Genomic DNA, 24,552 nt, shown 5'->3' with positions numbered 1-24,552 from the left:
CGATTCTCGACGATGTGTCGTGCCCGGAACCGGAAGTGATCCCCTGACCAGCCTGGACCCGAGAGCGCCGCTCGTGCTCGATACCCACGAGCTCGGCCGCCGCCCGGGGTCCCAACGTCAGGTGTCGCGAACGGTACCGGCCCCGACAGATCTGGGCATCGAAGTCCTGCGTGTCCCCGAGGGGTCGCCGGTCCAGCTGGACCTGCGCCTCGAGGCGGTCATGGAGGGGGTGCTGGTCACGGGTGAGGCTCACGCCTCGCTCGACGGCGAGTGCGTGCGGTGCCTGGAGCCGATCGACGACGAGGTCGACGTGACGTTCCAGGAGCTGTACGTCTACGACGAGCACCAGACGCCTCACGACGAGGACGACGACGTCAGCCGGCTCGACGGCGACCTGGTCGACCTCGAGCCCCAGCTGCGGGACGCGGTGGTGCTGGCACTACCGTTCCAGCCCCTGTGCTCGGAGGACTGCGAAGGCCTCTGCCCGGAGTGCGGGGTGCGGCTGAACGACGAGCCCGACCACGGGCACGAGGACCCGATCGACCCGCGTTGGGCGGGGCTGGCCGGCCTCAAGCAGGACCTGGACGACAAGAGCTGACCGGAGCGGGAGACCCCGCCCCGGCGATGACGAGGAGACAACAGTGGCAGTCCCGAAGCGGAAGATGTCGCGCAGCAACACCCGGCACCGTCGCTCGGCCTGGAAGGCCGTGGCCCCGACCCTGGTGACCTGCGCGAACCCCGCCTGCGGTGCCAAGCACCTCCCGCACCGCGCGTGCGGCGAGTGCGGCCAGTACGGCGCTCGCGGCGCTCGCCGCCAGGTCCTCTGAGCTCAGGTCCTGTCCTGAGCGAGGAGCTCGACCACACCGCGCTGCGGGCGGCGCTGGGGGACCCCGACCTGGACCCCCAGCTGCTCGAGCGTGCCCTCACCCACCGCAGCTACGCCTACGAGCACGGCGGTCTGCCCACCAACGAGCGCCTGGAGTTCCTGGGCGACTCGGTGCTGGGCGTCGTCGTGACCGAGACGCTGTACCGGACGCACCCCGACCTGTCGGAGGGGCGGCTGGCCAAGCTGCGGGCCGCGGTCGTCAACGCCCGCGCCCTCGCGGGCGTGGCGCGCACGATCGGGCTCGGCCCGCACATCAAGCTGGGGCGTGGTGAGGAGACCACGGGTGGTCGCGAGAAGGCGTCGATCCTCTCCGACACCGTGGAGGCGGTCATCGGGGCGGTGCACCTGACCGGAGGTCTCGAGACCTCCGCGATCGTCGTGCACCGCCTCTTCGACCCGCTGCTGGAGGAGGCCTCGGCGCTCGGCGCCGGCCTGGACTGGAAGACGTCCCTCCAGGAGCTCGCGGCCGAGCACGAGCTCGGCGTCCCGGAGTACGTCATCGAGGACTCCGGCCCCGACCACGCCAAGACGTTCCGCGCCCAGGTGCGGGTGGGGGAGCAACTCTACGGCAACGGCCAGGGCCGCTCCAAGAAGGAGGCCGAGCAGGCCGCCGCCCAGACCGCCTACGAGGAGATCGAGGCGGACCTGGGGACCTCGGCGACCGCCGGCACCCCCACGGCCGGCACCCCCACGGCCGGCACCCCCACGGCCGGCACCGCCGGCTGACGTGCCCGAGCTCCCCGAGGTCGAGGTCGTCCGCGCCGGCCTCGAGCGACACGTGCTCGGCGGTCGCGTCGAGCGCGTCGACGTCCTGCACGAACGCCCCGTCCGGCGTGATCCGCGTGGCCCCGAGGGGTTCGCGGCCGCCCTGGCGGGGCGTCGTCTCGTCTCGGCCCGCCGTCGCGGCAAGTACCTGTGGCTCGCGCTGGACGACGGCGACGCGCTGCTGGCCCACCTCGGCATGAGCGGTCAGCTGCTGGTCCAGCCGCCCGAGGCGCCCGCCGAGCGGCACCTGCGGGTCCGGCTCGCGCTCTCCGGCCTCGAGCACGGCCGCGAGCTGCGCTTCGTCGACCAGCGGATGTTCGGCGGCCTGCTGGTCTCGGCCGGTGGCGCCGACCTGCCGCCCGAGATCGCGCACATCGCCCGTGACCCCCTCGACACCGCGTTCGACGACGTCGCCTTCGTCGCGCGCGTCCGGCGTAGGTCGGTGGCCATCAAGCGGCAGCTGCTGGACCAGAACCTCGTCTCGGGCGTCGGCAACATCTACGCGGACGAGGCCCTGTGGCGCGCCCGCCTGCACGGTGAGCGTCCGGGGGACCGGCTCACCCGGGCCCAGGTGAGCGAGCTGCTCGGGCACGCCAGGGACGTCATGCGGGACGCCCTCGCCCAGGGCGGCACGTCCTTCGACGCCCTCTACGTCAACGTCAACGGCGAGTCCGGCTACTTCGACCGCTCGCTGCACGCCTACGGCCGCGAGGGCGAGCCGTGCCTGCGGTGCGGCACCCCGGTACGGCGGGTGGCGTTCATGAACCGCTCGTCCTACTTCTGCCCCACCTGCCAGCCGGCGCCACGTCGGCGTCGGCAGCCCCGCTGACCTGCGGCGCGAGGTGAACCGCAGGCGTCCGGGAGGGGCTGGGGAGGTGCCGCGTCCGTGGCGGTTCGGCGACTACCCCGGTGGGCATGCGTCCCTGGTTTGACCCTCCTGCGACCTGGTGGGATTCTTGACGATGGCCCGGTCCCGGGTCACACCACTCCTCCCGGAAGGTCAAGCCCATGGCCAAGGCGCTGATCGGCTACATGAACAGCGACCTGCGCGACGCCCGTCTGGCGTCCGACAACGCTCGCCTGCGCAACCGCGTGGCCGAGCTGGAGGCTCTCGTCACCCGCCTCTCCCTCGAGAACGACCGCCTCGTCGCTGCGCACGCCGAGCAGCTCGAGGCCGCCATGCAGGAGATGCAGCCCGCCTGACGGGCTGACCCGGCCGCCCGGCGCTCGCCGCGGCGGCCGCGACGGCGCTCGCACCCCGCACCCGGACGACCCGGTGGGCCCGCGAGCAGCGGCACACGGACGGCGCCCGAGCGTCCCAGCGGCGGCACGCTGCCCGGGTGCGGGCTCGCCGGAGGCGTCACGGGGCATGATGGCCCCGCAGGACGCCCGTCCGACGCCTCGCCGACCGCTCAGGAGACCCCGGCTTGTACCTGAAGAGCCTGACCCTCAAGGGCTTCAAGTCGTTCGCGTCGGCCACCACCCTCCAGCTGGAGCCGGGCATCACGTGCATCGTGGGGCCGAACGGCTCGGGCAAGTCGAACGTCGTCGACGCCCTCGCCTGGGTCATGGGCGAGCAGGGTGCGAAGTCCCTGCGCGGCGGCAAGATGGAGGACGTCATCTTCGCCGGAACCTCCGGCCGCCCGCCCCTGGGTCGCGCCGAGGTCGTCCTCACCATCGACAACTCCGACGGCGCCCTGCCGATCGACTACGCCGAGGTGACGATCAGCCGGACGATGTTCCGCTCGGGCGGGTCGGAGTACGCCATCAACGGCACCGGCTGCCGCCTCCTCGACGTCCAGGAGCTGCTCAGCGACTCCGGCATCGGCCGCGAGATGCACGTGATCGTCGGGCAGGGGCAGCTCGACACGATCCTCCATGCCACCCCGGAGGACCGGCGCGGCTTCGTGGAGGAGGCCGCGGGCGTCCTGAAGCACCGCAAGCGCAAGGAGAAGGCGCTGCGCAAGCTCGACGCGTGCGAGGGCAACCTCAACCGTCTGGGCGACCTCATCTCCGAGATCCGCCGCCAGCTCAAGCCCCTCGGCCGGCAGGCGGAGGCAGCCCGCCGCGCCGCCACCGTGCAGGCCGAGGTGCGCGACGCCCGTGCCCGCCTGCTGGCCGACGACCTCGGCCGCGCCCGGGCGCTGCTGGAGAAGGAGCTGGCCGACGAGTCCGTCCTCGCCGAGCGACGCGCGCAGGTCGAGGCCGACCTGGCCGGCGGCCGCGAGCAGGAGGCCGCCGTGGAGGCGGCGCTGCGCGAGGACCTGCCCGCGCTCTCGGCCGCCCAGCAGACCTGGTTCGACCTCTCCGGCCTGCGCGAGCGGCTGCGCGGCACCGAGTCCCTGGCCCGCGAGCGGCTGCGTCACGCCGCCGGTGCGGGCGACGAGGACCCCGCCCGCGGTCGCGACCCCGAGGAGCTCGAGGCGGAGGCCGACGCCGCGCAGGAGCGTGAGCGCGAGGCCGCCGCCGAGGTCGACCGGCTGCGGGTCGGCCTGGAGGAGACCCTGACCGCGCGTCGGGCCGCGGAGGAGGCGGCCACCGCCGAGGACCGCCGCGTCGCCGCCCTGGTGCGGGCGGCCGCCGACCGGCGCGAGGGCCTGGCCCGGCTGACCGGCCAGGTCAACACCCTGCGCTCGCGGGCGCAGAGCGCGGAGGAGGAGGTCGAGCGGCTGGCCGCCTCGCGGGCGGAGGCGCTGCGCCGCGCCGAGGCCGCGCAGCGCGACTTCCACGCCCTGGAGTCCCAGGTGGCGGGTCTCGACGCCGGCGAGGAGGGCCTCGACGCCGAGCACGAGGAGGCCGTCGCCGCCCTGGACGAGGTCGTCGAGCAGCTCGCCGTCGTCGCCGAGCGGGCGCGTGCGGCCGACCGGGACCGGCACACGCTGACCGCTCGCAAGGACGCGCTCGAGCTGAGCCTGGCCCGCAAGGACGGCGCCGGTGCCCTCGTCGCGGACGGCGGCCCCGCCGGCGTCCTCGGCACCGTGGTGGACCTGCTGGAGGTGGAGCCGGGCTGGGAGGCCGCCGTGGCCACCGCCCTGGGTCGAGCCGCGGACGCGGTGGCCGTCGCGGGCACCGACGCGGCCCTGGCCGCCCTCGCGCACCTGACCGAGGGCGCGCACGGTCGAGCCACCCTGCTCCTCGCCGATGCCCCGGGCGGCAGCACCACCGCCGCCGACCTCCCCGGGCAGGGGGAGGACGTGGTGCCGGCGGGCTCCGTCGTCACCTGCCGCGACGACCTGCGCCCCGCCGTGCAGCGACTGCTGGGCGGCACCGTGCTGGTGCCCGACCTGGCCGCCGCGCGTGCGGTGCTGGAGCGCCACGCGGACCTCGTGGCCGTCACGCGCGACGGCGCGCTGCTCGCAGGGCACCTGGCCAGCGGCGGCGCGGGGGAGGGGCCCAGCCTGCTGGAGATCGCCGCCGCGGTGGACGAGGCGACCGCCGCGCTCGCCGAGGCCACCGCCACCGGCGAGCGGGCCGCGTTCGAGACCAGTCGCCTCGAGGCGCGACGCCACGACGCCCAGCAGCGCGTCGACGTCGCCCTCGACCAGTTGCACGAGTCCGACGCCCGGCTCGCCGCCGTGGCCGAGCAGCTCGGTCAGCACGGCTCGGCCATCCGGGCCGCGCAGGGCGAGGCCGAGCGGCTCGCCCAGGCGGTGACACGCGCCGAGACGGCTCGCGAGCAGGCGGGCTCCGGCCTCGCCGACCTCGAGCAGCGTCTGGCCGCGGCCGAGGAGGTGCCCGAGGAGGAGCCCGACACCGCCGAGTCCGAGCGCCTGGCCGAGTCCGCGCGCGAGGCACGGCAGCGTGAGGTCGACGCGCGCCTGGCGCTGCGCACCGCCGAGGAGCGGGCCCGTGCGGTCCACGGGCGCGCCGACGGCCTGCGCCGGGCCGCGGCCAAGGAGCGGGACGCGCGAGCCCGGGCCGCCGAGCGTGCCGAGCGGCTGCGCCGGGAGGCTCGTGCGGCGGAGGCGGTCTCGGTCGCCACCGCGTGGGTCCTGGCCCGGCTCGAGGTCTCGGTGTCCGCCGCGGCCAGCGCCCGCACCGAGGTCGAGCAGGCCCGTGCCGGCCGGGAGCAGCAGCTGCGGGAGGTACGCGCTCGCCTGCGGGACCTCACCGCCCAGCAGACGGACCTGGTCGCCGGCGCCCACCGCGACGAGCTGGCCCGCACGCAGCAGCGGATGCACATCGAGCAGCTGGAGAACCGCGCCGTCGAGGAGCTGGGCATCGAGCCCGACAACCTGGTCGTGGAGTACGGGCCCGACCAGCCTGTCCCGGTCTTCGGGCAGGCTCCCGCGTCCGGCACGGCGACCACGGCGGGCACGGTGGACACGGTGGAGGAGGACGGCGAGGACTCCCCCGAGCAGGAGCCCGAGACGGTCGCCTACGACCGCGAGGAGCAGAAGAAGCGGCTGCGCTCGGCCGAGCGGGCGCTGGCCCAGCTCGGCAAGGTCAACCCCCTGGCGCTGGAGGAGTTCGCGGCGCTCGAGGAGCGCCACCGGTTCCTGGTGGAGCAGCTGGAGGACCTGCGCAAGACCCGCAAGGACCTCCTCGACATCGTCGCGGATGTCGACGCCCGGGTGGAGCAGGTCTTCACCGAGGCCTACGCCGACGTGGAGAAGGCGTTCGACGCGACGTTCGCCAGGCTCTTCCCCGGAGGAGAGGGCCGGCTGGTGCTCACCGACCCCGCGAACATGCTCACCACCGGCATCGAGGTCGAGGCGCGGCCGCCGGGCAAGAAGGTCAAGCGGCTCTCCCTCCTCTCGGGCGGCGAGCGCTCCCTGGTGGCCGTCGCGTTCCTCGTCGCACTGTTCAAGGCCCGACCCTCGCCCTTCTACATCCTCGACGAGGTCGAGGCGGCCCTGGACGACACCAACCTGGGGCGTCTGCTGCAGATCTACGAGGAGCTGTGCGAGTCCTCCCAGCTGCTCGTGATCACCCACCAGAAGCGGACGATGGAGGTCGGTGACGCGCTCTACGGCGTCACCATGCGCGGCGACGGCGTCTCCACCGTCATCAGCCAGCGGCTGCGCGACGAGGCCACTGCCTGAGCCCCGTCCCCGGGGGCCCTGCAAGACCTGTCCCGCAGGCCGTCCACCACCCTCGCGGGCGCTGGGGTCCTGGCCCGGACCGTGGCAGGCTTGGCCTGTCTCCCGGGCGCGCTGGTGCCCGTCCCCTCAGGAAGGTCGCAGCAGCTCTCGTGGTCAGCATCATCGTCGCCATGGTCGTGGTCGTCGTCCTCGCCGGCGGCATCCTCTTCTACGTCGCCTACCCGCACCAGGGGCGTGACGTGGAGGGCGCCTCGTGGCTGAGCGCGCCGCTCATCCGCGCCGCCTTCCGCCTGCCGGTCCTGCGTGACGGCGACCCGGACACCGACGCCGCGGCCCAGCAGCGCCGCCACCACGAGGACGACGCCGCCGACGAGCGGGCGCGGCTGCGCGAGGAGCACCGCGCCCAGCGTGACGAGCACCGTGCGGAGCGTAACGAGCAGCAGCGCGCCGAGCGCGAGCGTGAGCACGCGGAGAGCACCCAGGGCTGAGCCCGTCCCCGCCACCGCTTGCCGGGTGGCGGACCCCCGGCACGGGGGTGACAGGATGACCGCATGGATTCCATGCTGTCGCTGATCATCGGCATCGCGGTGGTGGCCTGCCTGCTGGTGGGCCTCGTCGTCGGCCTCGTCGTCTCGAGCCGACGAGGGTCCCGACCCGGTCCTCCGGTCGAGGGCGACGCCCCGGCCACGACCGTCCCGCCCGCGCAGGCGCCCGTCGAGCCCGACGCCGAGGTCGTCCCCGACGAGGCGCCGACGCAGGCCCCCGTCGAGACCGTCGAGGAGCCGGCCGCCCCGGCCCTGGACGTCCCGGAGCCGGCGTCCTCGCGCCTGGTCCGCCTGCGGCAGCGGCTGGCCGGCTCGCAGAACGCGCTGGGCAAGGGCCTGCTCGCGCTTCTCTCGCGCGACCGGATCGACGAGGACACCTGGGAGTCCATCGAGGACACCCTGCTCACCGCGGACGTGGGCGTCGCTGCCACCACCGAGCTGGTCGAGAAGCTGCGCACCCGCCTGCGCGTCGAGGGCGGCGGTGACGCGCGCCAGGTCCTCCGCGAGGAGCTGGTCGCGCTGATCGGCGCGGACGTCGACCGCTCCCTGTCCGTCAGCGGCGCGGGGGAGGACCCCGGGGTCGTGCTCGTCGTCGGCGTCAACGGTGCCGGCAAGACCACCACCGTCGGCAAGATCGCCCGCATCCTCGTGGCCGAGCAGCGCAGCGTCGTGCTGGGCGCTGCCGACACCTTCCGCGCCGCGGCCGCGGAGCAGCTGACCACCTGGGGCGACCGGGTGGGCGTCCCCGTCGTCCGCGGCGAGGAGGGGTCGGACCCGGCCGCCGTCGCCTACCGCGCGGTCGACGCCGGCGCCGAGCAGGGCGCCGACACGGTGCTGGTCGACACCGCCGGCCGCCTGCAGAACAAGAAGGGGCTCATGGACGAGCTCGGCAAGGTCAAGCGGGTCGTGGAGAAGAAGGCCGCGGTCACCGAGACGCTGCTCGTCCTCGACGCCACCACGGGCCAGAACGGCCTCATCCAGGCACGGGTGTTCGCCGAGGCGGTGGACGTCTCGGGCATCGTGCTGACCAAGCTCGACGGCTCGGCCAAGGGCGGCATCGTCGTGGCGGTGCAGCGCGAGCTCGGCGTGCCGGTGAAGCTGGTCGGCCTCGGCGAGGGCGCGGACGACCTGGCCCCCTTCGAGCCCGGCGCGTTCGTGGACGCCCTGCTCAGCTGACCTGCCGCACCAGCGACCCGTCCTCCCGACCGGGAGGGCGGGTCCGCTGTTCTCAGGGACTGCTCAGCAGGCGATCAGTGAGCCGGCGGCGCTGCGCCGGCCCCAGGAGGGGCCAGGACAGGGCTTCTCGGGCCGCGCTCGGACCCCGTGGCCAGCGTGCACGTGTAGCCGCTGACCTGCGGGGGCGGTGCCCCGGCGCACGCCTCGGCAAACCTGCTCCCTGAGAGGGTTCATTCACATGTAACACTGCCCTGGGCTTCGTTACATCCGTGAAACATGCCACGTGGATACGCGAAATCTGGGTTCACGAGGGTGTCGGTCGAACCGGGGCAGTCCACGATCGACAGCGAAGTCGTGCAGGACGTCGCTGCCCCACGCCTGACTCACTGGAGGTTTCGTGGACGGCTACAACGCCTTCATGCTGGTGGCCACTCTGTTGGTCCTCATGATGACCACGCCCGCGCTCGCCCTGTTCTACGGCGGCATGACGCGCTCGAAGTCCGTGCTCAACATGATGATGATGAGCTACATCTCGATGGCCATCGTGGGCATCATCTGGGTCCTCTGGGGCTACTCGATGGTGTTCTCCGGCGACGGTGTCTTCTTCGCCTCGCCGGCGACCAACTTCGGTCTGAAGGACGTCGGCTACGACGGCTACACCTTCATGATGTTCCAGCTCACCTTCGCGGTGATCACCACCGCGCTGATCAGCGGCGCCATCGCCGACCGTGTGAAGTTCGCCGCCTGGGTGGTCTTCGTCCCGCTGTGGGCGACGATCTCCTACTTCCCGCTGGCCCACATGGTCTTCGGCTGCACCGACAGCGCCCTCATCTGCACCACGATCGGCGCGCAGGACTACGCCGGCGGTACCGCCGTGCACATCAACGCCGGTGTCGCGGGCCTCGTGCTCGCCCTGGTCGTCGGCAAGCGCCTCGGCTTCGGCAAGGAGCCGATGCGCCCGCACAACCTGACCCTCACGATGATCGGTGCCGCCCTCCTGTGGGTCGGCTGGTACGGCTTCAACGTCGGCTCGCTGATCCTGCTCGACACCGAGGACGCGGAGTTCACCAGCTTCCAGTTCCTCGCCGAGACCGGCCTGACCTTCGCCAACACCACGCTCGCCACGATGGCCGCCATCATCGGCTGGCTGCTCGTCGAGAAGGTCCTGCACGGCAAGGCCACCACCCTGGGTGCGGCCTCCGGCATCGTCGCGGGTCTCGTCGCGATCACCCCGGCCGCCGGTGCGGTCAACATCTGGGGCGCGCTGATCATCGGTCTCATCTCGGGTGCGGTCTGCGCCTGGGCCGTGGGCCTGAAGTACAAGCTGGGCTACGACGACTCGCTCGACGTCGTCGGCGTCCACCTGGTCGGCGGCATCATCGGCACCGTCCTGATCGGCTTCTTCTCGGTCACCTCCGACTCCGCCACCACCGGCATCGCCGGCGGTGCCGTGGACGGCCTGTTCTACGGCGGCGGCATCGACTCGCTCGTCTCGCAGGTCCTGGGTGTCCTGGTCGCCATCGCCTGGTCCGGCATCGCCACCCTGGTGATCGCCCTGGTCATCAAGTTCACCATCGGCTGGCGGATCTCCGAGGACGCCGAGTCCGAGGGCATCGACCTCGACCAGCACGGCGAGTCGGCCTACGAGATCGCCGGCGGCTCCTCGCTCGGGAGCAAGGCGTGAAGCTGGTGACCGCGGTCATCAAGCCGCACAAGTGGGAGGACGTCCGGGAGGCGCTGGAGAACTTCGGCGTCACCGGGATGACCGTCTCCGAGGTGTCTGGCTACGGCCGGCAGAAGGGCCACACCGAGGTCTACCGCGGTGCTGAGTACGACGTGGCCCTGGTCCCGAAGATCCGCATCGAGATCGTCGTCGAGGACGGCGACGCGGAGGACGTGGCCAACCTCGTCGTGAAGACCGGTCAGACCGGTCGGATCGGCGACGGCAAGGTGTGGGTGAGCCCCGTCGAGTCGGTGGTGCGCGTGCGCACCGGCGACCGCGACGGCGCCGCCCTGTGAGCCTGACCGGCCACCGGGCGTTCCAGTGACGCGAGCTCGGGCCCGGTCCTCGGTCGAGGGCCGGGCCCGAGCCGTCTGACCCCGCCCCGCGCGGGAGGTGTCCGGGTCGGCACCGACTCGGGCATGATCGGTACACACGTCGCCAGGAGGAGCACTCCTCCTGGTCACCGACGCACAGTCGGACGAGAGGGGAAACCATGAAGCTCGTGACCGCGGTCATCAAGCCGCACAAGTGGGAGGACGTCCGCGTCGCCCTGGAGGGTGTCGGTGTCACCGGCATGACCGTCTCCGAGGTGTCCGGCTACGGCCGCCAGAAGGGTCACACCGAGGTCTACCGCGGTGCCGAGTACGACATCGCCCTCGTGCCCAAGATCCGCATCGAGATCGCTGTGAACGACGACGACGTGACCCCCGTGGTCGACGCCATCGTCAGCAGCGCCGCCTCCGGCCGCATCGGGGACGGCAAGGTCTGGGTGAGCCCGCTCGAGTCGGTGGTGCGCGTGCGTACCGGCGACAAGGACGACGCGGCGCTCTGACCTCACGCTGCATGCACCACACCGACGCCCGTGCCCGCGGGTCGGCCGGCTCACGCCGCCGGTCCGCGGGGCGGGCGTCGTGTGCTTCCACCAGGTCGACCCGGGTCCCGGGTGACCCGGCGACCGCACCCCGGGAAAGGGAACGATGACCGCCGAGGAGCGTCTCCAGCGCACCGCCGAGGCCGACCAGCTCGCCGAGAACGCCTACGAGAAGGCGGGCGGCACGACCCAGGGCATGGCCCTGATCGCGGTCGGCGGCTACGGCCGCCGCGAGCTCGCCCCGTACTCGGACCTGGACGTCGTCCTCGTCCACGACGAGTCGACCGACCCCGGAGAGGTCGCCTCGCAGGTCTGGTACCCGCTGTGGGACTCCGGCGTGAACCTCGACCACTCCGTGCGGCTCCTGCCCGAGATGCTCACGGCCGCGGCCGGCGACCTCAAGGTCGCCCTCGGCCTCCTCGACATCCGCCACCTGGCCGGCGACCCCAACCTGACCCTGCGGCTGCGCACGGCCGTGCTGGCGCAGTGGCGCCGGGACGCGCGCGAGCGCCTGCCCGACCTCCAGGCCATGGTGCGCAAGCGCCACGAGCTCTCCGGCGAGCTCGGGCACCGCTCGGTGCCCGACATCAAGGAGTCCGCAGGCGGCCTGCGCGACGCCACCATCCTCAAGGCCCTCACCGCGACGTGGCTGGTCGACGTGCCGCACGCCGACCTCGAGGCCAGCCGCCTGGCCCTGCTCGACGTCCGCGACCTCGTCCACGCCTCCGCCGGACGCGGGGTGGACCGGATCAGCCCCGAGATGTGGAGCGACCTGGCCACCGGGCTCGACCTCCCGGACGCGCGCTCCGCGCAGGTCCACGTCCGTGGCCTGGGCCGACGCATCGCCCACCTGTCCCGGCTGTCCTGGCGGCGCGTGGACGACGTCCTGCGTCGCCCGCGGGCCACCGCCCCGCGGCGCCCGCAGCTCGAGCGGGTCGCGCCCGGCGTCGCGCTCTCGGGCGCCGAGATCGTCCTGGACCGCGGCGCCGACCCGCGCAAGGACCCGCTGCTCCTCCTGCGCGCCGCGGCCGAGGCCGCCGAGCGCGACCTCCTCCTCGCCCCGCCCACGGCCGGACGGCTGGCCCGGGACGCGGCGGCGCTGCCGGACCCGTGGCCCGAGGAGGCGCGCCAGCTGCTGGTCCGCCTCCTGGCCGCCGGGCCCAGCCTGCTGCCGGTGTGGGAGACGCTGGAGGAGACCGGCGCCCTGGGCAAGATCCTGCCCGAGTGGGAGCGCATCCGGCTGCTGCCGCACGCCTCCGCCATCCACCGCTTCACCGTCGACCGGCACGTCGTCGAGACGTGCATCGAGGCCTCGGGCCTGATCCGGCACGTCGGCCGCCCCGACGTCCTCATGGTCGCGGCGCTGCTGCACGACATCGGCAAGGGCGGGCTCACCGAGCACAGCGTCGCCGGTGAGCCGGTCGCCCGCGAGGTCGCCCAGCGGATGGGCTTCTCGGCGAGCTGCGTGGAGCTGATCGCCCAGCTGGTGCGCTGGCACCTGCTGCTCTCGGAGACGGCGACCACCCGGGACCCCGACGACCCGGCCACCGTCGAGCTGGTCGCGCGGCACGTCGAGACCCCCGAGGCCCTCGAGCTGCTCACGGCCCTGACCGAGGCCGACGCGAAGGCCGCGTCGCCGCAGGCGTGGTCCTCGTGGCGCGCGCGGCTCGTGCTCGACCTGTCGGGGAAGGTGCGGCGGGCGCTGGAGGAGGGCCGGCTGCCGGAGTCCCCCGACACGCCCGAGGTGGACGTGCCCCGCGAGGTGCTGGAGGGCGGGTTCACGATCACGGTCGACACGGCCGCCGCGGGTGGCTGCCTCGTCGAGGTGCTGGCCCCGGACAGGGTGGGCCTGCTCGCCGACCTGGCCGGGCTGTTCGCGCTCAACCGCATCCCCGTCCGCTCGGCCCGCGTCTGGCACCAGGACGGCGTCGGGGTCTCGCGCTGGGAGGTCGGCCAGGAGACCGTCGACGTCGGGTTCCTGCGCTCCAAGCTCTCCGCCATCTTCGAGGGGCGGATGACGCCGGCCGACCGGCTGCGCATCCACGACCCCGTGAAGCTGGCGCCCACGGTGCAGGTCCGGGGCGACGCCTCGACCACGTCCACGGTGCTGGAGGTCCGTGCGGCCGACCAGCCGGGCGTGGTCTACCTGGTGTGCACCACGCTGGCCGCGATGGACATCGACGTGCGCAGCGCCCACGTCGACACCCTCGGCCCGCAGGCCGTCGACGTCTTCTACCTGCAGGAGGCCCACGCGGGCGTGCTCTCCGAGGTCAGGGCCGCCGACGCTGCTCACGCGGTGCGCGCGGCCCTCGCCGGAGGCGCGGGCACCGGTTCCGGCGCACGCGGTAGGTAGGCTGGGCCACCGAGCCCGGGCACCCGTGCGTGCCCGGTCGTTCGCCGCTCCACGCTCCACCCACCGACTCCACGAGGGACCCTGTGTTCGCCACCCTGTCCGACCGCCTCGCCGACACCTTCAAGAACCTCCGGGGGAAGGGCCGGCTCTCCGAGGCGGACATCGACGCCACCGCGCGCGAGATCCGCATCGCGCTGCTGGAGGCGGACGTCGCCCTGCCCGTGGTCAAGGAGTTCGTGGCCGCGGTCAAGGAGCGGGCGCGGGGCGAGGAGGTCAGCGGTGCGCTGAACCCCGCCCAGCAGGTCGTCAAGATCGTCCACGAGGAGCTCGTGGCGATCCTCGGCGGCGAGACCCGTCGCCTGCGCTACGCCAAGAACGGCCCGACCGTCATCATGCTGGCCGGCCTCCAGGGTGCCGGCAAGACCACGCTCGCGGCGAAGCTGGCGCTGTGGCTCAAGGAGCAGGGCAAGACCCCGCTGCTCGTGGCCGCCGACCTCCAGCGCCCCAACGCCGTCAACCAGCTCCAGGTCAACGGTGGCCGGGTCGGCGTGCCGGTCTTCGCCCCCGAGCCGGGCAACGGCGTCGGCGACCCGGTGTCGGTGGCCCGCGCCTCCATCGAGGAGGCCAAGCGGACGCTGCACGACGTGGTCATCGTCGACACGGCCGGCCGTCTGGGCATCGACGCCGAGCTGATGCAGCAGGCGGCCGACATCCGCACCGCCGTGAACCCCGACGAGGTCCTCTTCGTCGTCGACGCGATGATCGGCCAGGACGCGGTCACGACCGCCCAGGCGTTCCTCGAGGGCGTCGGCTACGACGCGGTGGTGCTCACCAAGCTCGACGGTGACGCCCGCGGTGGTGCGGCGCTCTCCATCGCCTCGCTCACCGGCAAGCCGGTCATGTTCGCCTCCAACGGCGAGAAGATGACCGACTTCGACCTCTTCCACCCCGACCGGATGGCCTCGCGCATCCTGGACATGGGTGACGTCCTCACGCTGATCGAGCAGGCCGAGAAAGCCTTCGACGCCGAGCAGGCCGCCAAGGCCGCGGCGAAGCTGACCGGTCAGGGCGGCGAGTTCACCCTGGACGACTTCCTCGAGCAGATGCAGCAGCTGCGCAAGCTCGGCTCGATGTCGAAGATCATGGGGATGCTGCCCGGGATGGGGCAGTTCCGCGAGCAGCTGGAGAACTTCGACGAGCGCGAGATCGACCGCGTGCAGGCGATCATCCAGTCGATGACGCCCGGCGAGCGCGCGAACCCGAAGATGATCGACGGCTCGCGCCGCAAGCGCATCGCGGCCGGGTGCGGTCGCACCGTCACCGACGTCAACCAGCTCGTTGACCGGTTCTTCGAGGCCCGCAAGATGATGATGTCGATGGCCAAGGGCGGCGGCATGCCGGGGATGCCGGGCATGCCCGGGATGCCGGGGATGCCCGGGCCCGGCAAGCGGGGCAAGGCCAAGCAGCAGCCCCGCAAGGGCAAGGGTGCCAAGCGCGGTTCCGGCAACCCGGCCAAGGCCGGCGCGAAGAAGCCGGGCAACCCCGCGAAGACGGGCAGCAACCCTTTCGGTGGCGACGCCCCCATCGACTACGAGCAGGCCGCGGCCGACCTGAACCTGCCCAAAGACTTCTCCAAGTTCCTGAAGTGAGGCCGTCGCGCTGGGAGCCTGCGACCAGCGCGTCGATGGCCGAGGATCGAGCGAGCCCGGCACCGCGAGCCTGCGAGCGGGGCCGACGGGCGAGTCGAGATCCAGCACCCCTGAAGCCGCACCAGGAGGAAGCGTGCCCGGAGGACTGACCGTCGTCATCGACGCCGCCAACGTCGTGGGTGCGAAGGCCGACGGCTGGTGGAAGGACCGCGCGGGCGCCGCGGTGCGCCTGCACGAGGCGCTGCTCGTGGCCGACGTGCCGGGCGAGGAGATAGTCCTCGTGCTGGAGGGCGGCGCCAAGGCCGGGGTCAAGCCCGGCAAGGACGCCCACGTGCGGGTCGTGCACGCCCCCAAGGACGGCGACTCCACGATCCTCGCGGAGGCCCGCAAGCGGGTCGGGAAGGGACGCCGGGTCCTGGCGGTGACCGCCGACCGCGCGCTGGGCGCCAACCTGCACGGCGTCGGCGCGGACGTGGTGGGCCCGACGTGGCTGCTGGACCGGCTGGGTCCCTGAGGGCCGGCGGCCCCCTGCGCGCCGGTGTGACGCCCGCTACGGTCGGGCCATGAGCGCGCTGCGGTTCTCCGGACCTGTCCTGCCCGACGGCGAGCCCCGCGACGTCTTCGTCGTGGACGGTCGGGTGACGTTCGAGCCCCAGCCGGGCGCCGAGCACGTCGCCGACGGCTGGCTGCTGCCCGGCCTGGTGGACGCCCACAACCACCTCGGGCTGGAGGACGGGGGAGCGGTGGAGGACCCCGCGGAGGTCGAGGCGCAGGCGCTGGCCGACCGCGACACCGGCGTCCTGCTGCTGCGCGACTGCGGCTCGCCCGCCGACACCCGGTGGGTGCAGGAGCGCGAGGACCTGCCCGTGCTGCTGCGCGCCGGCAGGCACGTCGCGCGGACCCGGCGCTACATCCGCCACTACGCCCACGAGGTCGAGCCGGAGGACCTGGCGGCGACCGTGGCGCGCGAGGCCCGGTCCGGCGACGGCTGGGTCAAGCTCGTGGGGGACTGGATCTCGCGGGAGAGCGGCGACCTCGCCCCGTCCTTCGCCCCCGACACCTTCGCCGCGGCCATCGCCGCCGCGCACGCCGAGGGCGCGAAGGTCACCGCGCACTGCTTCGGGCGGGAGGTGCTCGAGGGCCTCGTGGACGCCGGCATCGACTGCCTCGAGCACGGCACGGGCCTCTCGGTCGACCAGCTCGACCGGATGGCCGCCGCCGGGGTGGCACTGGTGCCGACCGTGCTCCAGACCGGGAAGTTCCCCGAGTTCGCCGCCCAGGGCCGCGGCCGGTTCCCCGCCTACTCCGCGACCATGGACGAGCTGTACGCCCAGCGTCGCGAGGTGCTCCTGGCCGCCCACGAGGCGGGCGTCGACCTGTTCGTGGGCTCGGACGGCGGCGGCACCGGCCGGCACGGGTACCTCGCGGAGGAGATCGAGGCGATGATCGCCATGGGCCTGCCCGCGGCCGAGGTGGTCGCCGCCGCGTCCTGGAAGGGGCGCGCCTGGCTGGGCTTCGCCGGCATCGAGGAGGGTGCGCAGGCCGACTTCGTGGTCCTGGACCGGGACCCCGTGGCCGACCCGTCCGTGCTGGCCGAGCCCGCCTGCGTGGTGCTGCGCGGGCAGGTCGTGGTCCGGCGTCCCTGAGCGCCGGCGGGCCCCGCCCGTGCGGGGCCGGGCGCGATTACCCACCGGGGGAGACTCGTGGCAACATAGTCGGCTGAGTCCTGCGTCGGGGGAACCCTCTCACTCCGCCGACGCAGAGCCCATCGAGGTCTCGCCTACGGTTCCCCACCTGGCGGCGGACCCTCACCCCACACGACCTGTTGAGGAGACACCACAACCGTGGCCGTCAAGATCCGTCTCAAGCGCCTGGGCAAGATCCGGGTGCCGCAGTACCGCATCGTCATCGTCGACTCGCGCAAGAAGCGCGACGGCAAGGTGATCGAGGAGATCGGCAAGTACCACCCCAAGGAGGACCCGTCGTACATCGACGTCGTCTCCGACCGGGCCCAGTACTGGCTGGGTGTCGGCGCGCAGCCGACCGAGGCCGTCGAGGCCATCCTGAAGATCACCGGTGACTGGCAGAAGCACAAGGGCCTGCCCGGCACCGAGGGCACCCTGAAGACCGCTGCCCCGAAGCCCGACAAGCTCGCCCTCTTCAACGAGGCGCTCAAGGAGGCCCACGGCTCCAACGCCGAGGCGGTCACCAAGAAGAGCGAGCCCAAGGCCGAGGCCAAGGCCGAGGAGAAGGCCGAGGAGCCCGCCAAGACCGAGAGCGAGGCCTGAGCGTCGTGCTCGCCGAGGCGCTCGAGCACCTGGTGCGCGGCATCGTGGACAACCCCGACGAGGTGTCCGTCAGGGACAAGCAGCTTCGTCGCGGTTCGCTCCTCGAGGTCCGCGTCCACCCGGACGACCTGGGCAAGGTGATCGGCCGCCACGGCCGCACCGCCACGGCGTTCCGCACCGTGATGAGCGCCCTGGCCGGCAATGACGGCGCTCGCGTCGACTTCGTCGACACCGACCGCCGCCGCTGACCTCGGTCAGCACCGGCCCCGCACGCACCGACCCGCACGACGCAGCCAGCCTGCGTCGTGCGGGTCGTCTGCGTCCCGGGACGTCATACCTCTGAGGGAGACTGCGTCCGCTCCGCATGACGTCCGCACCACCTCCGGGCCCCACCCGGCCCGGCACAGATCGCCCCGTCACAGATCGAAAGGCACCCGCGTGAGCGAGACCATCGAGGTCCTCGTCGGCCGCCTCGGCAAGCCCCACGGCATCCGCGGCGACGTCACCGTCGACGTCCGCACGGACTCGCCGGAGCTGCGCTTCGCCCCCGGGGCCGTCCTGCGCGCCGAGGCCCCGCGCGGCTCCGCGTTCACCGGCACCCGGCTCACGGTGGCCCGGGCCCGGATGCACACCGGCGTGCTGCTGGTGCGTTTCGAGGAGGTCGCCGACCGCACCGCCGCCGAGGCGGTGCGCGGGGTGCTGCTGCACGCCACGATCGCCGTCCACGACTCCCCGGAGGACCCCGAGGAGTTCTACGACCACCAGCTCGAGGGGCTCACGGTGCTCGACACCGACGGCACCGAGCACGGCACGGTCGTCCGCCTCGTCCACGGGGGAGCGCAGGACCTGCTCGCGGTCCGCACCGCCCACGGCGAGCGGCTCGTGCCCTTCGTGACCGCCCTGGTGCCCGAGGTCGACCTCGAGGCCGGCCGCGTGGTCGTCGCCGACCGTCCGGGGCTGCTCGTGCCGCTGCCGGACGAGGACTGAGACGAGCCGACCCGTGCGACTGGACTACGTCTCGATCTTCCCCGACTACCTCGCACCGCTGCGGCTCTCGCTGCCCGGCAAGGCCGTGGCCAGCGGGCTGCTCGAGCTGCACGTGCACGACCTGCGCGACTTCACCCACGACCGGCACCGCACCGTCGATGACACCCCCTACGGCGGTGGCGCCGGCATGGTGATGAAGCCCGAGCCGCTCGGGGAGGCGCTCGACACCCTCGAGGTCGACGGCGTGACCGTCGTCGTCCCCACGCCGTCGGGGCGCCCCCTGACCCAGGCGCTGGCCGCCGACCTGGCCACACGGGAGCGGCTCGTCTTCCTCTGCGGTCGCTACGAGGGCATCGACCAGCGGGTGCTCGACCATGCGGCGGAGCGTGCCGAGCTGGTCGAGGTCTCGCTCGGCGACTATGTACTCAACGGCGGTGAGGTCGCCGCGCTCGCGGTCACCGAGGCCGTCGTCCGGCTGCTGCCCGGGTTCATGGGCAACGCGGCCTCGCTGGTCGAGGAGTCGCACACCGACGGGCTGCTGGAGTACCCCGTCTACACCAAGCCTGCCGCCTGGCGCGGTCACGAGGTCCCGCCCGTGCTGATGGGCGGCAACCACGGTGCGATCGCGGCGTGGCGCGAGGAGCAGGCGCGCGAGCGGACGGCGGCGCGCCGGCCCGACCTGCTGCACGCCAGCGCCCTCGCGGGCGGCGACGACGGTTGGGAGGTCGTGCCCGCGAGCCCCGCCGACGCCCCGGAGCTGCTGACGCTCCAGCTGGCCTGCTGGGTCACCGAGGCGCTCGTCAACGAGGACCTCTCCATCCCGCCGCTGCACGAGGACCTCGACGACGTGCTGGCCGGGATCGAGGAGTGGGACACCTACGTGGTGCGCGCCGCCGGCCGGCTCGTCGGCTCCGTGCGCGGACGGCGGGTGCCGGACGAGCCCGCCACCTGGGAGATCGGCCGGCTGATGGCCGCACCCGACCTGCGCGGGCGCGGCCTCGGCCGGGTCCTGCTCGAGCACGCCCAGCGGGTGGCGCCGGCCGGCACCGAGCGGTTCACGCTGGTCACCGGCAAGTACTCGGAGGCGAACCTGCGCCGCTACAAGCGGGCCGGGTTCCGCGTCGTGGAGACCTACGACGGTCCCTCCGGGCCGGTGCTGCTGAGCAAGCCACGGCGCCGTCGCTGAGCGCCTCCCGCGCTGGTCAGCGGATTTCACCGTCCCTGCCGCGCTGTGGCAGACTCAACCGTCGGCCTGGTCGGTCGAAGGGCAGCCCCGAGGAACGCACGGGGGGCTCGCGCAGGTTCCTGCCACAGGGGGCTCCGGCGCATCCCGACCATCGAGCACCGGGCCGCAGCACCCCGAACCGTACTGATTCCGCGGCTGACCTGTGGCACTCGCGAGGAGACACCATGAGCAACGCGATCACCGAGATCGGCGCCGCCGCCAAGCGGAGCGACCTCCCGGCCTTCCGCGCCGGTGACACCGTCAAGGTCCACGTCAAGGTCGTCGAGGGCAACCGCTCCCGCGTCCAGGTCTTCCAGGGCGTCGTCATCCGCGTCCACGGCTCCGGCATCGGCCGCACCTTCACCGTCCGCAAGGTCTCCTTCGGCGTCGGTGTCGAGCGCACCTTCCCGCTGCACTCCCCGATCTTCGAGTCCATCGAGGTCGTGACCCGCGGTGACGTCCGTCGCGCCAAGCTGTACTACCTGCGGAACCTGCGCGGCAAGGCTGCCAAGATCAAGGAGCGCCGCGAGGCCTGAGCCCCGCGAGCGCCCCCACGGGCGGGCGCCCGGCCGCCGTCACCGGCGGCGTGGGACCGTAGGACCCGTGAGCAGCGACCCGACCGACACCCCGGACCAGCAGGTCCGGGGTGTCGGCGTTCCGGAAGCCACGCGGCACCGCTCGCCGCTGCGCCGCCTGGGCTCGGCGACCCTGCTGCTGGTCGGTGCGGTGGCCGTCGCGCTGGTCGTGAAGTCGTTCGTCGCCCAGGCGTTCTTCGTGCCCAGCAGTTCGATGGAGCCGACCCTGGAGGTGGGGGACCGCCTGGTGGTCGAGCGCTGGGGCTCCTGGACGGGGGAGGAGATCACCCGGGGCGACGTCGTCGTCTTCTCCGACCCCGGCGGGTGGCTGGAGGGCGCCGACGAGCAGGACGCCGGCGCCCTGGTCGGCCTGCTGCGAGCCGTGGGCCTGGCCTCGGAGGACGACCACCTGGTCAAGCGGGTCGTCGGCGTCGCCGGCGATGTCGTCCACTGCTGCGACGACCGGGGTCGCCTCGAGGTCAACGGCGTGGCCGTGGACGAGACGCAGTACGCCCTCGTCGACGACGCCGAGTGCTACGGCCCGATGACCGGCACGTGCGACTGGACCGCCGGCCCGGTGCCGGACGGGATGCTCTTCGTGATGGGCGACCACCGCTCCGCCAGCGCCGACTCCTCGGTGCGCATGTGCAGCGACGCAGTCACCGACTGCGTCGAGGGGCACGAGTGGGTGCCCGTCGACGACGTCGTCGGCCGCGTCCTCGGGGTGGCCTGGCCGGCCTCCCGCTTCGGTGGCCTCGACGGCGCGGAGGTGCTGGCCGCCGTCCCCGCCGCCCAGGAGCCGGCCCAGGACTCGGCCGACGGGACGGCCGGCGCGGGGGAGGGGCGCTGAGCGTGTCCACCCTGCCCACCGGCACCACCGTGCGCCGTGACGCCGGGCTCTACGGCTACGAGCGCGCGCTGCGCCGCCGTGGCCTCGAGACCGTCGCCGGCGTGGACGAGGCGGGGCGCGGTGCCTGCGCAGGGCCGCTGGTCGCGGCCGCCTGCGTGCTGCGCCCGCACGGGGAGGTGCCGGGGCTGGCCGACTCCAAGCTGCTGACCGCACGGGCCCGCGAGCGCTGCTACGACCAGGTGGTGCGCCGTGCCCTGTCGTGGTCCGTCGTGGTCGTCGGCCACGAGGAGTGCGACCGGCTCGGCATGCACGTGGCCAACATCGAGGCGCTGCGCCGCGCGGTGGCGCTGCTCGACGTCAGGCCCGCCTACGTCCTCACCGACGGGTTCCCCGTCGACGGGCTGGCCACCCCCACGCTCGCGGTGTGGAAGGGCGACCGGGTCGCAGGCTGCGTGGCCGCGGCCTCGGTGATCGCGAAGGTCACGCGTGACCGGATCATGGACGGTCTCGCGCTCGAGCACCCGCAGTACGGCTTCGAGGTGCACAAGGGCTACATCACCGCAGCCCACACCGCTGCCCTGACCGAGCACGGGCCGTCCTCGGTGCACCGGATGCGCTTCGTCAACGTGCGTCGTGCCGCGGGTCTGGAGCCCCTCGGCGACGAGGACGTGGAAGGCTGAGCACCGACGACACCGCCGCACGCCGCCTGCCCGGAGCACCGGGGGCACCGGGCGCGCGGCGACCGGACGCAGGCACTGACGACGAGGAGCGGACGTGAGCACGGAGGACCTGGAGCGGTACGAGGCGGAGATGGAGCTGACGCTCTACCGCGAGTACCGCGACGTCGTCGGGATCTTCAAGTACGTGGTGGAGACCGACCGCCGCTTCTACCTGTGCAACGCGGTGGACGTGAAGGCCCGCACCGAGGCCGGCGAGGTGTTCTTCGAGGTCTCCATGACCGACTGCTGGGTGTGGGACATGTACCGGCCCGCGCGGTTCGCGAAGGGCGTCAAGGTTCTGACCTTCAAGGACGTGAACGTCGAGGAGCTCAACCCATCGGACATGGATCTCCCGGAGAAGTAGTCCGTTCGGGTCATGTTCGGCCCACGGGCGTGACGCGCGTCCTAGTGTGAGGAGGACCCCGGGACCCCCACCCGGGAGCCGTCACGAGCACGGAGGACCCCCCATGCCCGGCAGACGTTCCCCCCGCGTCGCGCCCGCACCCCGAGGTGCCGAGCGCGCCCGGGGCCCACGCCGGGCCGGTGCGCGGCCGGACCGGGGCGCCGCCGCCGTCGAGATGGCGCTCGTGCTGCCGGTGCTGCTCCTCCTGCTGTTCGGGATCATCACCTACGGGATGATGCTGTCGTTCCGGCAGGGGCTCACGCAGGCGGCCGCCGAGGGGGCGCGGGCCGCGGCCGTCACCGTCGTGGCCTCGCAGCGCCAGACGGACGCCGAGGCCGCCGTCAGCTCCGCCCTGGAGCCCTACGACGTCAGCTGCGCCGGCGGGGTGCTCACCCGCGACGGCGAGGCGGTCGGCACCTGCACGGTCACGGAGGTCCCGTGCGGCACCGTCGTGTGCGCCGAGGTGGCGCTGGACTACCACTACCGCGAGCACCCCACTTTCCCGGTGCTCCCGCTCATGGACGCCCTCGTGCCCGACTCGCTCGCCTTCAGCACCCAGGTGCGGGTCTCGTGAGGCGTCACCAGCGCCCTCGGCGCGACGAGCGGGGCGGCGTGCTGCCCATGGTCGCGGTGATGCTCACCGTGCTCGTGGCCAGCGCCGCCTTCACGGTCGACCTCGGGATGCAGCGGGTCGTCCGCTCGGACATGCAGACGGTCGCGGACGTGGTCGCCCTCGACCTCGCGCGGGACCTGCGCGGCCGGACCGCCGCCGAGATCCAGGCCGACCCGGACTGGTCGGCGGCCGTCGCCGACAGCCTCGGCCGCAACTCCGACGTCCTGGGCACGGCACCGACGCTCGACGTGGAGCTGGTGATGGTCGACCAGGCGACCGGTGCGGTCAGCCCCGCGTCCGGCACCCAGGAGCCCGACGGGGTGCGGGTCACCGCGCACGGCTCGGTCTCCTACGCCTTCCGGCCCGGCGACGGGGCCGCGCAGCGCTCGGCCGTGGCCGCGGTGCAGCCGCAGGCCTGCTTCCGCCTCGGCTCCTACGCCCTGGGCCTCGACACGGCCGACTCCGTCCTCCTCGACGCCCTGCTCGGCCAGGCGCTGGGCGGCGGTGCCTCGGTCACCGGCATCTCCTACACGGGCCTGGCAGGCGTCGACGTCTCGCTCGCCGACCTCGCGGTCACGCTGGACGCCGGCACCGCCGACGAGCTCGCCGACACCACCGTCGGCCTCGGCGAGCTGGCGCTGGCGGCGGCCGACGTGCTCCGAGCGGGGGCCGGCAACGCCGCCGCCGTGTCGATCCTGGAGGCGATCAACGCCGGCGTCTCCGGCCTCACCGTGCGCGTCGGCGACCTCGTCTCGTTGGCACCGGGGGCCGACTCGGCCCTCGAGACCAGCATCGACGCACTCGACCTGGTCTCCTCCGCCATCCTCGTGGCCAACGGGACGAACGCGATCGCCGTGCCCTCGCTCGGCGTGAACGCCCTCGGCCTGGCCGGGGTGGACGGGACCCTCACCGTCGTCGAGGCCCCGCGACAGGCCTGCGGACCGGCCGGGCAGGCCACCGCGTCCACCGCCCAGGTCGCGCTCGACGTGACCGGCGGCCTCGGCGCCCCCGGCTCCGAGCTGGCCCTCGGCACCTCCACCCTCCAAGCGATCCTCCAGGCGGGCGGGGTCACCGCCGTCGTCGCCCCGCTGCTCGCGAGCGTGGGCACGGTCGACGCCGGGGTGGACGGCGACGTCGCGCTCGCCCTCGAGGTGGCCGGCTCGACCGGCACCCTCACCGACCTGCGGTGCGGCCGCGCCGGCGCCGCCGCCCTGGGCGACGCGATCACCGTCGACGTGGTGAACGGGCTCGCCACGATCGGGATCGACCTCGACGTCGCGGCGGACCTCTCCGCCGACCTGTCCACGCTCGGCCCGCTGGACCGGCTGCTCGTGCAGCCGGTGCTCGACCTGCTCCCACCGCTGGCCGAGGGCACCGTGCACGTCGAGCTGGCCGCGAACCCGACGAGCAGCACCGCCGTCGGGGCGTTCGACGCGCTGCCGGACTACGAGTCCCCGGTCGCCACCGGCGGCGACGTTTCGTCCTCGTTCCTGGTCACCTCCACCTCCGTCGACCTCGACGTCCTCGGCCTGCCGGCCGGCGCCGCGGCCGACCCGCTGGTGGCCGCGCTGCTGTCCCAGGTCGTGACGCCCGCGGTGGACACGCTGGTCAGCACCACCGTGGAACCGCTGCTCGACGCGCTCGGCGTGACGCTCAACGGCAGCGACGTGTGGGGAGTGCCGCGCCCGGACTGCGGCGCGACCGCGCTGCGCGGCTGAGACAGCCGGGGGAGTCGGGGACCCTCTGGACCGGCCGTCGGGACCGGCCGGGCGGGCCACCTGTCGTCCACAGGACCTCCGCGCGGCCGGCTCCTCCACAGGGCGTCGCGGGCGGACCCCGCAGCGGCTCGGGAGCGGACAGCCTGGGTGCCCAGGAGGTC

Annotated in this window: 25 protein-coding genes; all 25 read left to right on the top strand. The window is 73.5% G+C overall.

Annotation, left to right across the window (positions count from 1 at the left end; genetic code table 11):
- The first annotated feature begins 43 nt into the window (after positions 1 to 43).
- The 25 genes from M8330_RS05085 to M8330_RS04965 all read left to right on the top strand — a co-directional run bounded on the left by M8330_RS05085 (position 44) and on the right by M8330_RS04965 (position 24,391).
- Complete coding sequence (locus M8330_RS05085; protein WP_250826546.1) at positions 44 to 598, top strand: YceD family protein; 555 nt, start codon at positions 44 to 46, stop codon at positions 596 to 598.
- A gap of 43 nt (positions 599 to 641) precedes the next feature.
- Complete coding sequence (gene rpmF / locus M8330_RS05080) at positions 642 to 827, top strand: 50S ribosomal protein L32 (RefSeq protein WP_250055659.1); 186 nt, start codon at positions 642 to 644, stop codon at positions 825 to 827.
- Positions 782 to 1,612 (top strand): ribonuclease III, encoded by an 831-nt coding sequence (gene rnc / locus M8330_RS05075; protein WP_443689922.1) that lies wholly within the window; start codon positions 782 to 784, stop codon positions 1,610 to 1,612. Before rpmF ends, rnc begins: the two co-directional genes overlap by 46 nt.
- A gap of 1 nt (position 1,613) precedes the next feature.
- Positions 1,614 to 2,480: a bifunctional DNA-formamidopyrimidine glycosylase/DNA-(apurinic or apyrimidinic site) lyase gene (mutM, locus tag M8330_RS05070; RefSeq protein ID WP_250826448.1), complete on the top strand. Its 867-nt coding sequence runs from the start codon at positions 1,614 to 1,616 to the stop codon at positions 2,478 to 2,480.
- A gap of 179 nt (positions 2,481 to 2,659) precedes the next feature.
- Positions 2,660 to 2,854, top strand: a complete 195-nt coding sequence (locus tag M8330_RS05065) for a hypothetical protein (protein ID WP_250055662.1) — start codon at positions 2,660 to 2,662, stop codon at positions 2,852 to 2,854.
- Between the two features lie 224 nt (positions 2,855 to 3,078).
- Positions 3,079 to 6,696: a chromosome segregation protein SMC gene (gene smc, locus M8330_RS05060; RefSeq protein ID WP_250826447.1), complete on the top strand. Its 3,618-nt coding sequence runs from the start codon at positions 3,079 to 3,081 to the stop codon at positions 6,694 to 6,696.
- A gap of 149 nt (positions 6,697 to 6,845) precedes the next feature.
- A complete protein-coding gene (locus M8330_RS05055) occupies positions 6,846 to 7,184 on the top strand; it encodes a hypothetical protein (RefSeq protein WP_250826446.1) in 339 nt (112 codons plus the stop codon).
- A gap of 63 nt (positions 7,185 to 7,247) precedes the next feature.
- Complete coding sequence (gene ftsY, locus M8330_RS05050) at positions 7,248 to 8,417, top strand: signal recognition particle-docking protein FtsY (RefSeq protein ID WP_250826445.1); 1,170 nt, start codon at positions 7,248 to 7,250, stop codon at positions 8,415 to 8,417.
- 397 nt (positions 8,418 to 8,814) lie between these two features.
- On the top strand, positions 8,815 to 10,101 hold the full coding sequence (locus M8330_RS05045) for an ammonium transporter (RefSeq protein WP_250055668.1): 1,287 nt from the start codon (positions 8,815 to 8,817) through the stop codon (positions 10,099 to 10,101).
- On the top strand, positions 10,098 to 10,436 hold the full coding sequence (locus tag M8330_RS05040; protein WP_250055669.1) for a P-II family nitrogen regulator: 339 nt from the start codon (positions 10,098 to 10,100) through the stop codon (positions 10,434 to 10,436). The genes M8330_RS05045 and M8330_RS05040 overlap by 4 nt, the downstream gene beginning before the upstream one ends.
- Positions 10,437 to 10,633: 197 nt before the next feature.
- Positions 10,634 to 10,972: a P-II family nitrogen regulator gene (locus M8330_RS05035; protein ID WP_250055670.1), complete on the top strand. Its 339-nt coding sequence runs from the start codon at positions 10,634 to 10,636 to the stop codon at positions 10,970 to 10,972.
- A 145-nt stretch (positions 10,973 to 11,117) separates the two neighbouring features.
- A complete protein-coding gene (locus M8330_RS05030; RefSeq protein ID WP_250055671.1) occupies positions 11,118 to 13,364 on the top strand; it encodes a [protein-PII] uridylyltransferase in 2,247 nt (748 codons plus the stop codon).
- 83 nt (positions 13,365 to 13,447) lie between these two features.
- Positions 13,448 to 15,013, top strand: a complete 1,566-nt coding sequence (gene ffh, locus M8330_RS05025) for a signal recognition particle protein (RefSeq protein WP_250055672.1) — start codon at positions 13,448 to 13,450, stop codon at positions 15,011 to 15,013.
- Between the two features lie 133 nt (positions 15,014 to 15,146).
- Positions 15,147 to 15,527: a hypothetical protein gene (locus M8330_RS05020; protein ID WP_250826444.1), complete on the top strand. Its 381-nt coding sequence runs from the start codon at positions 15,147 to 15,149 to the stop codon at positions 15,525 to 15,527.
- A gap of 49 nt (positions 15,528 to 15,576) precedes the next feature.
- Positions 15,577 to 16,659: an amidohydrolase family protein gene (locus M8330_RS05015; RefSeq protein ID WP_250826443.1), complete on the top strand. Its 1,083-nt coding sequence runs from the start codon at positions 15,577 to 15,579 to the stop codon at positions 16,657 to 16,659.
- Between the two features lie 198 nt (positions 16,660 to 16,857).
- Complete coding sequence (gene rpsP, locus M8330_RS05010) at positions 16,858 to 17,301, top strand: 30S ribosomal protein S16 (RefSeq protein ID WP_250826442.1); 444 nt, start codon at positions 16,858 to 16,860, stop codon at positions 17,299 to 17,301.
- A gap of 5 nt (positions 17,302 to 17,306) precedes the next feature.
- The gene (locus M8330_RS05005; RefSeq protein ID WP_250826441.1) at positions 17,307 to 17,549 is read left to right on the top strand and encodes an RNA-binding protein; all 243 of its coding nucleotides are present in this window, start codon (positions 17,307 to 17,309) and stop codon (positions 17,547 to 17,549) included.
- A gap of 190 nt (positions 17,550 to 17,739) precedes the next feature.
- Positions 17,740 to 18,288 carry a ribosome maturation factor RimM gene (gene rimM, locus M8330_RS05000; RefSeq protein WP_250055681.1) on the top strand — a complete coding sequence of 183 codons (549 nt, stop codon included), beginning with the start codon at positions 17,740 to 17,742 and terminating at the stop codon, positions 18,286 to 18,288.
- A gap of 13 nt (positions 18,289 to 18,301) precedes the next feature.
- A complete protein-coding gene (gene trmD, locus M8330_RS04995; RefSeq protein ID WP_250826440.1) occupies positions 18,302 to 19,474 on the top strand; it encodes a tRNA (guanosine(37)-N1)-methyltransferase TrmD in 1,173 nt (390 codons plus the stop codon).
- A gap of 224 nt (positions 19,475 to 19,698) precedes the next feature.
- Complete coding sequence (gene rplS / locus M8330_RS04990; protein WP_250826439.1) at positions 19,699 to 20,049, top strand: 50S ribosomal protein L19; 351 nt, start codon at positions 19,699 to 19,701, stop codon at positions 20,047 to 20,049.
- Positions 20,050 to 20,116: 67 nt separating this feature from the next.
- Positions 20,117 to 20,938, top strand: a complete 822-nt coding sequence (gene lepB / locus M8330_RS04985; protein ID WP_250826438.1) for a signal peptidase I — start codon at positions 20,117 to 20,119, stop codon at positions 20,936 to 20,938.
- Positions 20,939 to 20,940: 2 nt separating this feature from the next.
- Entirely contained in the window at positions 20,941 to 21,618 is a 678-nt protein-coding gene (locus M8330_RS04980) for a ribonuclease HII (protein ID WP_250826437.1), read from the top strand.
- A gap of 94 nt (positions 21,619 to 21,712) precedes the next feature.
- On the top strand, positions 21,713 to 22,021 hold the full coding sequence (locus tag M8330_RS04975) for a DUF2469 domain-containing protein (protein WP_250055691.1): 309 nt from the start codon (positions 21,713 to 21,715) through the stop codon (positions 22,019 to 22,021).
- Positions 22,022 to 22,124: 103 nt separating this feature from the next.
- A complete protein-coding gene (locus M8330_RS04970; protein WP_250055693.1) occupies positions 22,125 to 22,634 on the top strand; it encodes a TadE/TadG family type IV pilus assembly protein in 510 nt (169 codons plus the stop codon).
- A complete protein-coding gene (locus M8330_RS04965) occupies positions 22,631 to 24,391 on the top strand; it encodes a Tad domain-containing protein (protein WP_250826436.1) in 1,761 nt (586 codons plus the stop codon). The genes M8330_RS04970 and M8330_RS04965 overlap by 4 nt, the downstream gene beginning before the upstream one ends.
- The last annotated feature ends 161 nt before the right edge of the window (positions 24,392 to 24,552 follow it).

The sequence above is a fragment of the Nocardioides bruguierae genome, from assembly GCF_023656415.1.
GTDB lineage: Bacteria > Actinomycetota > Actinomycetes > Propionibacteriales > Nocardioidaceae > Nocardioides > Nocardioides bruguierae.
This window is presented reverse-complemented; position numbering and strand designations above follow the sequence as displayed.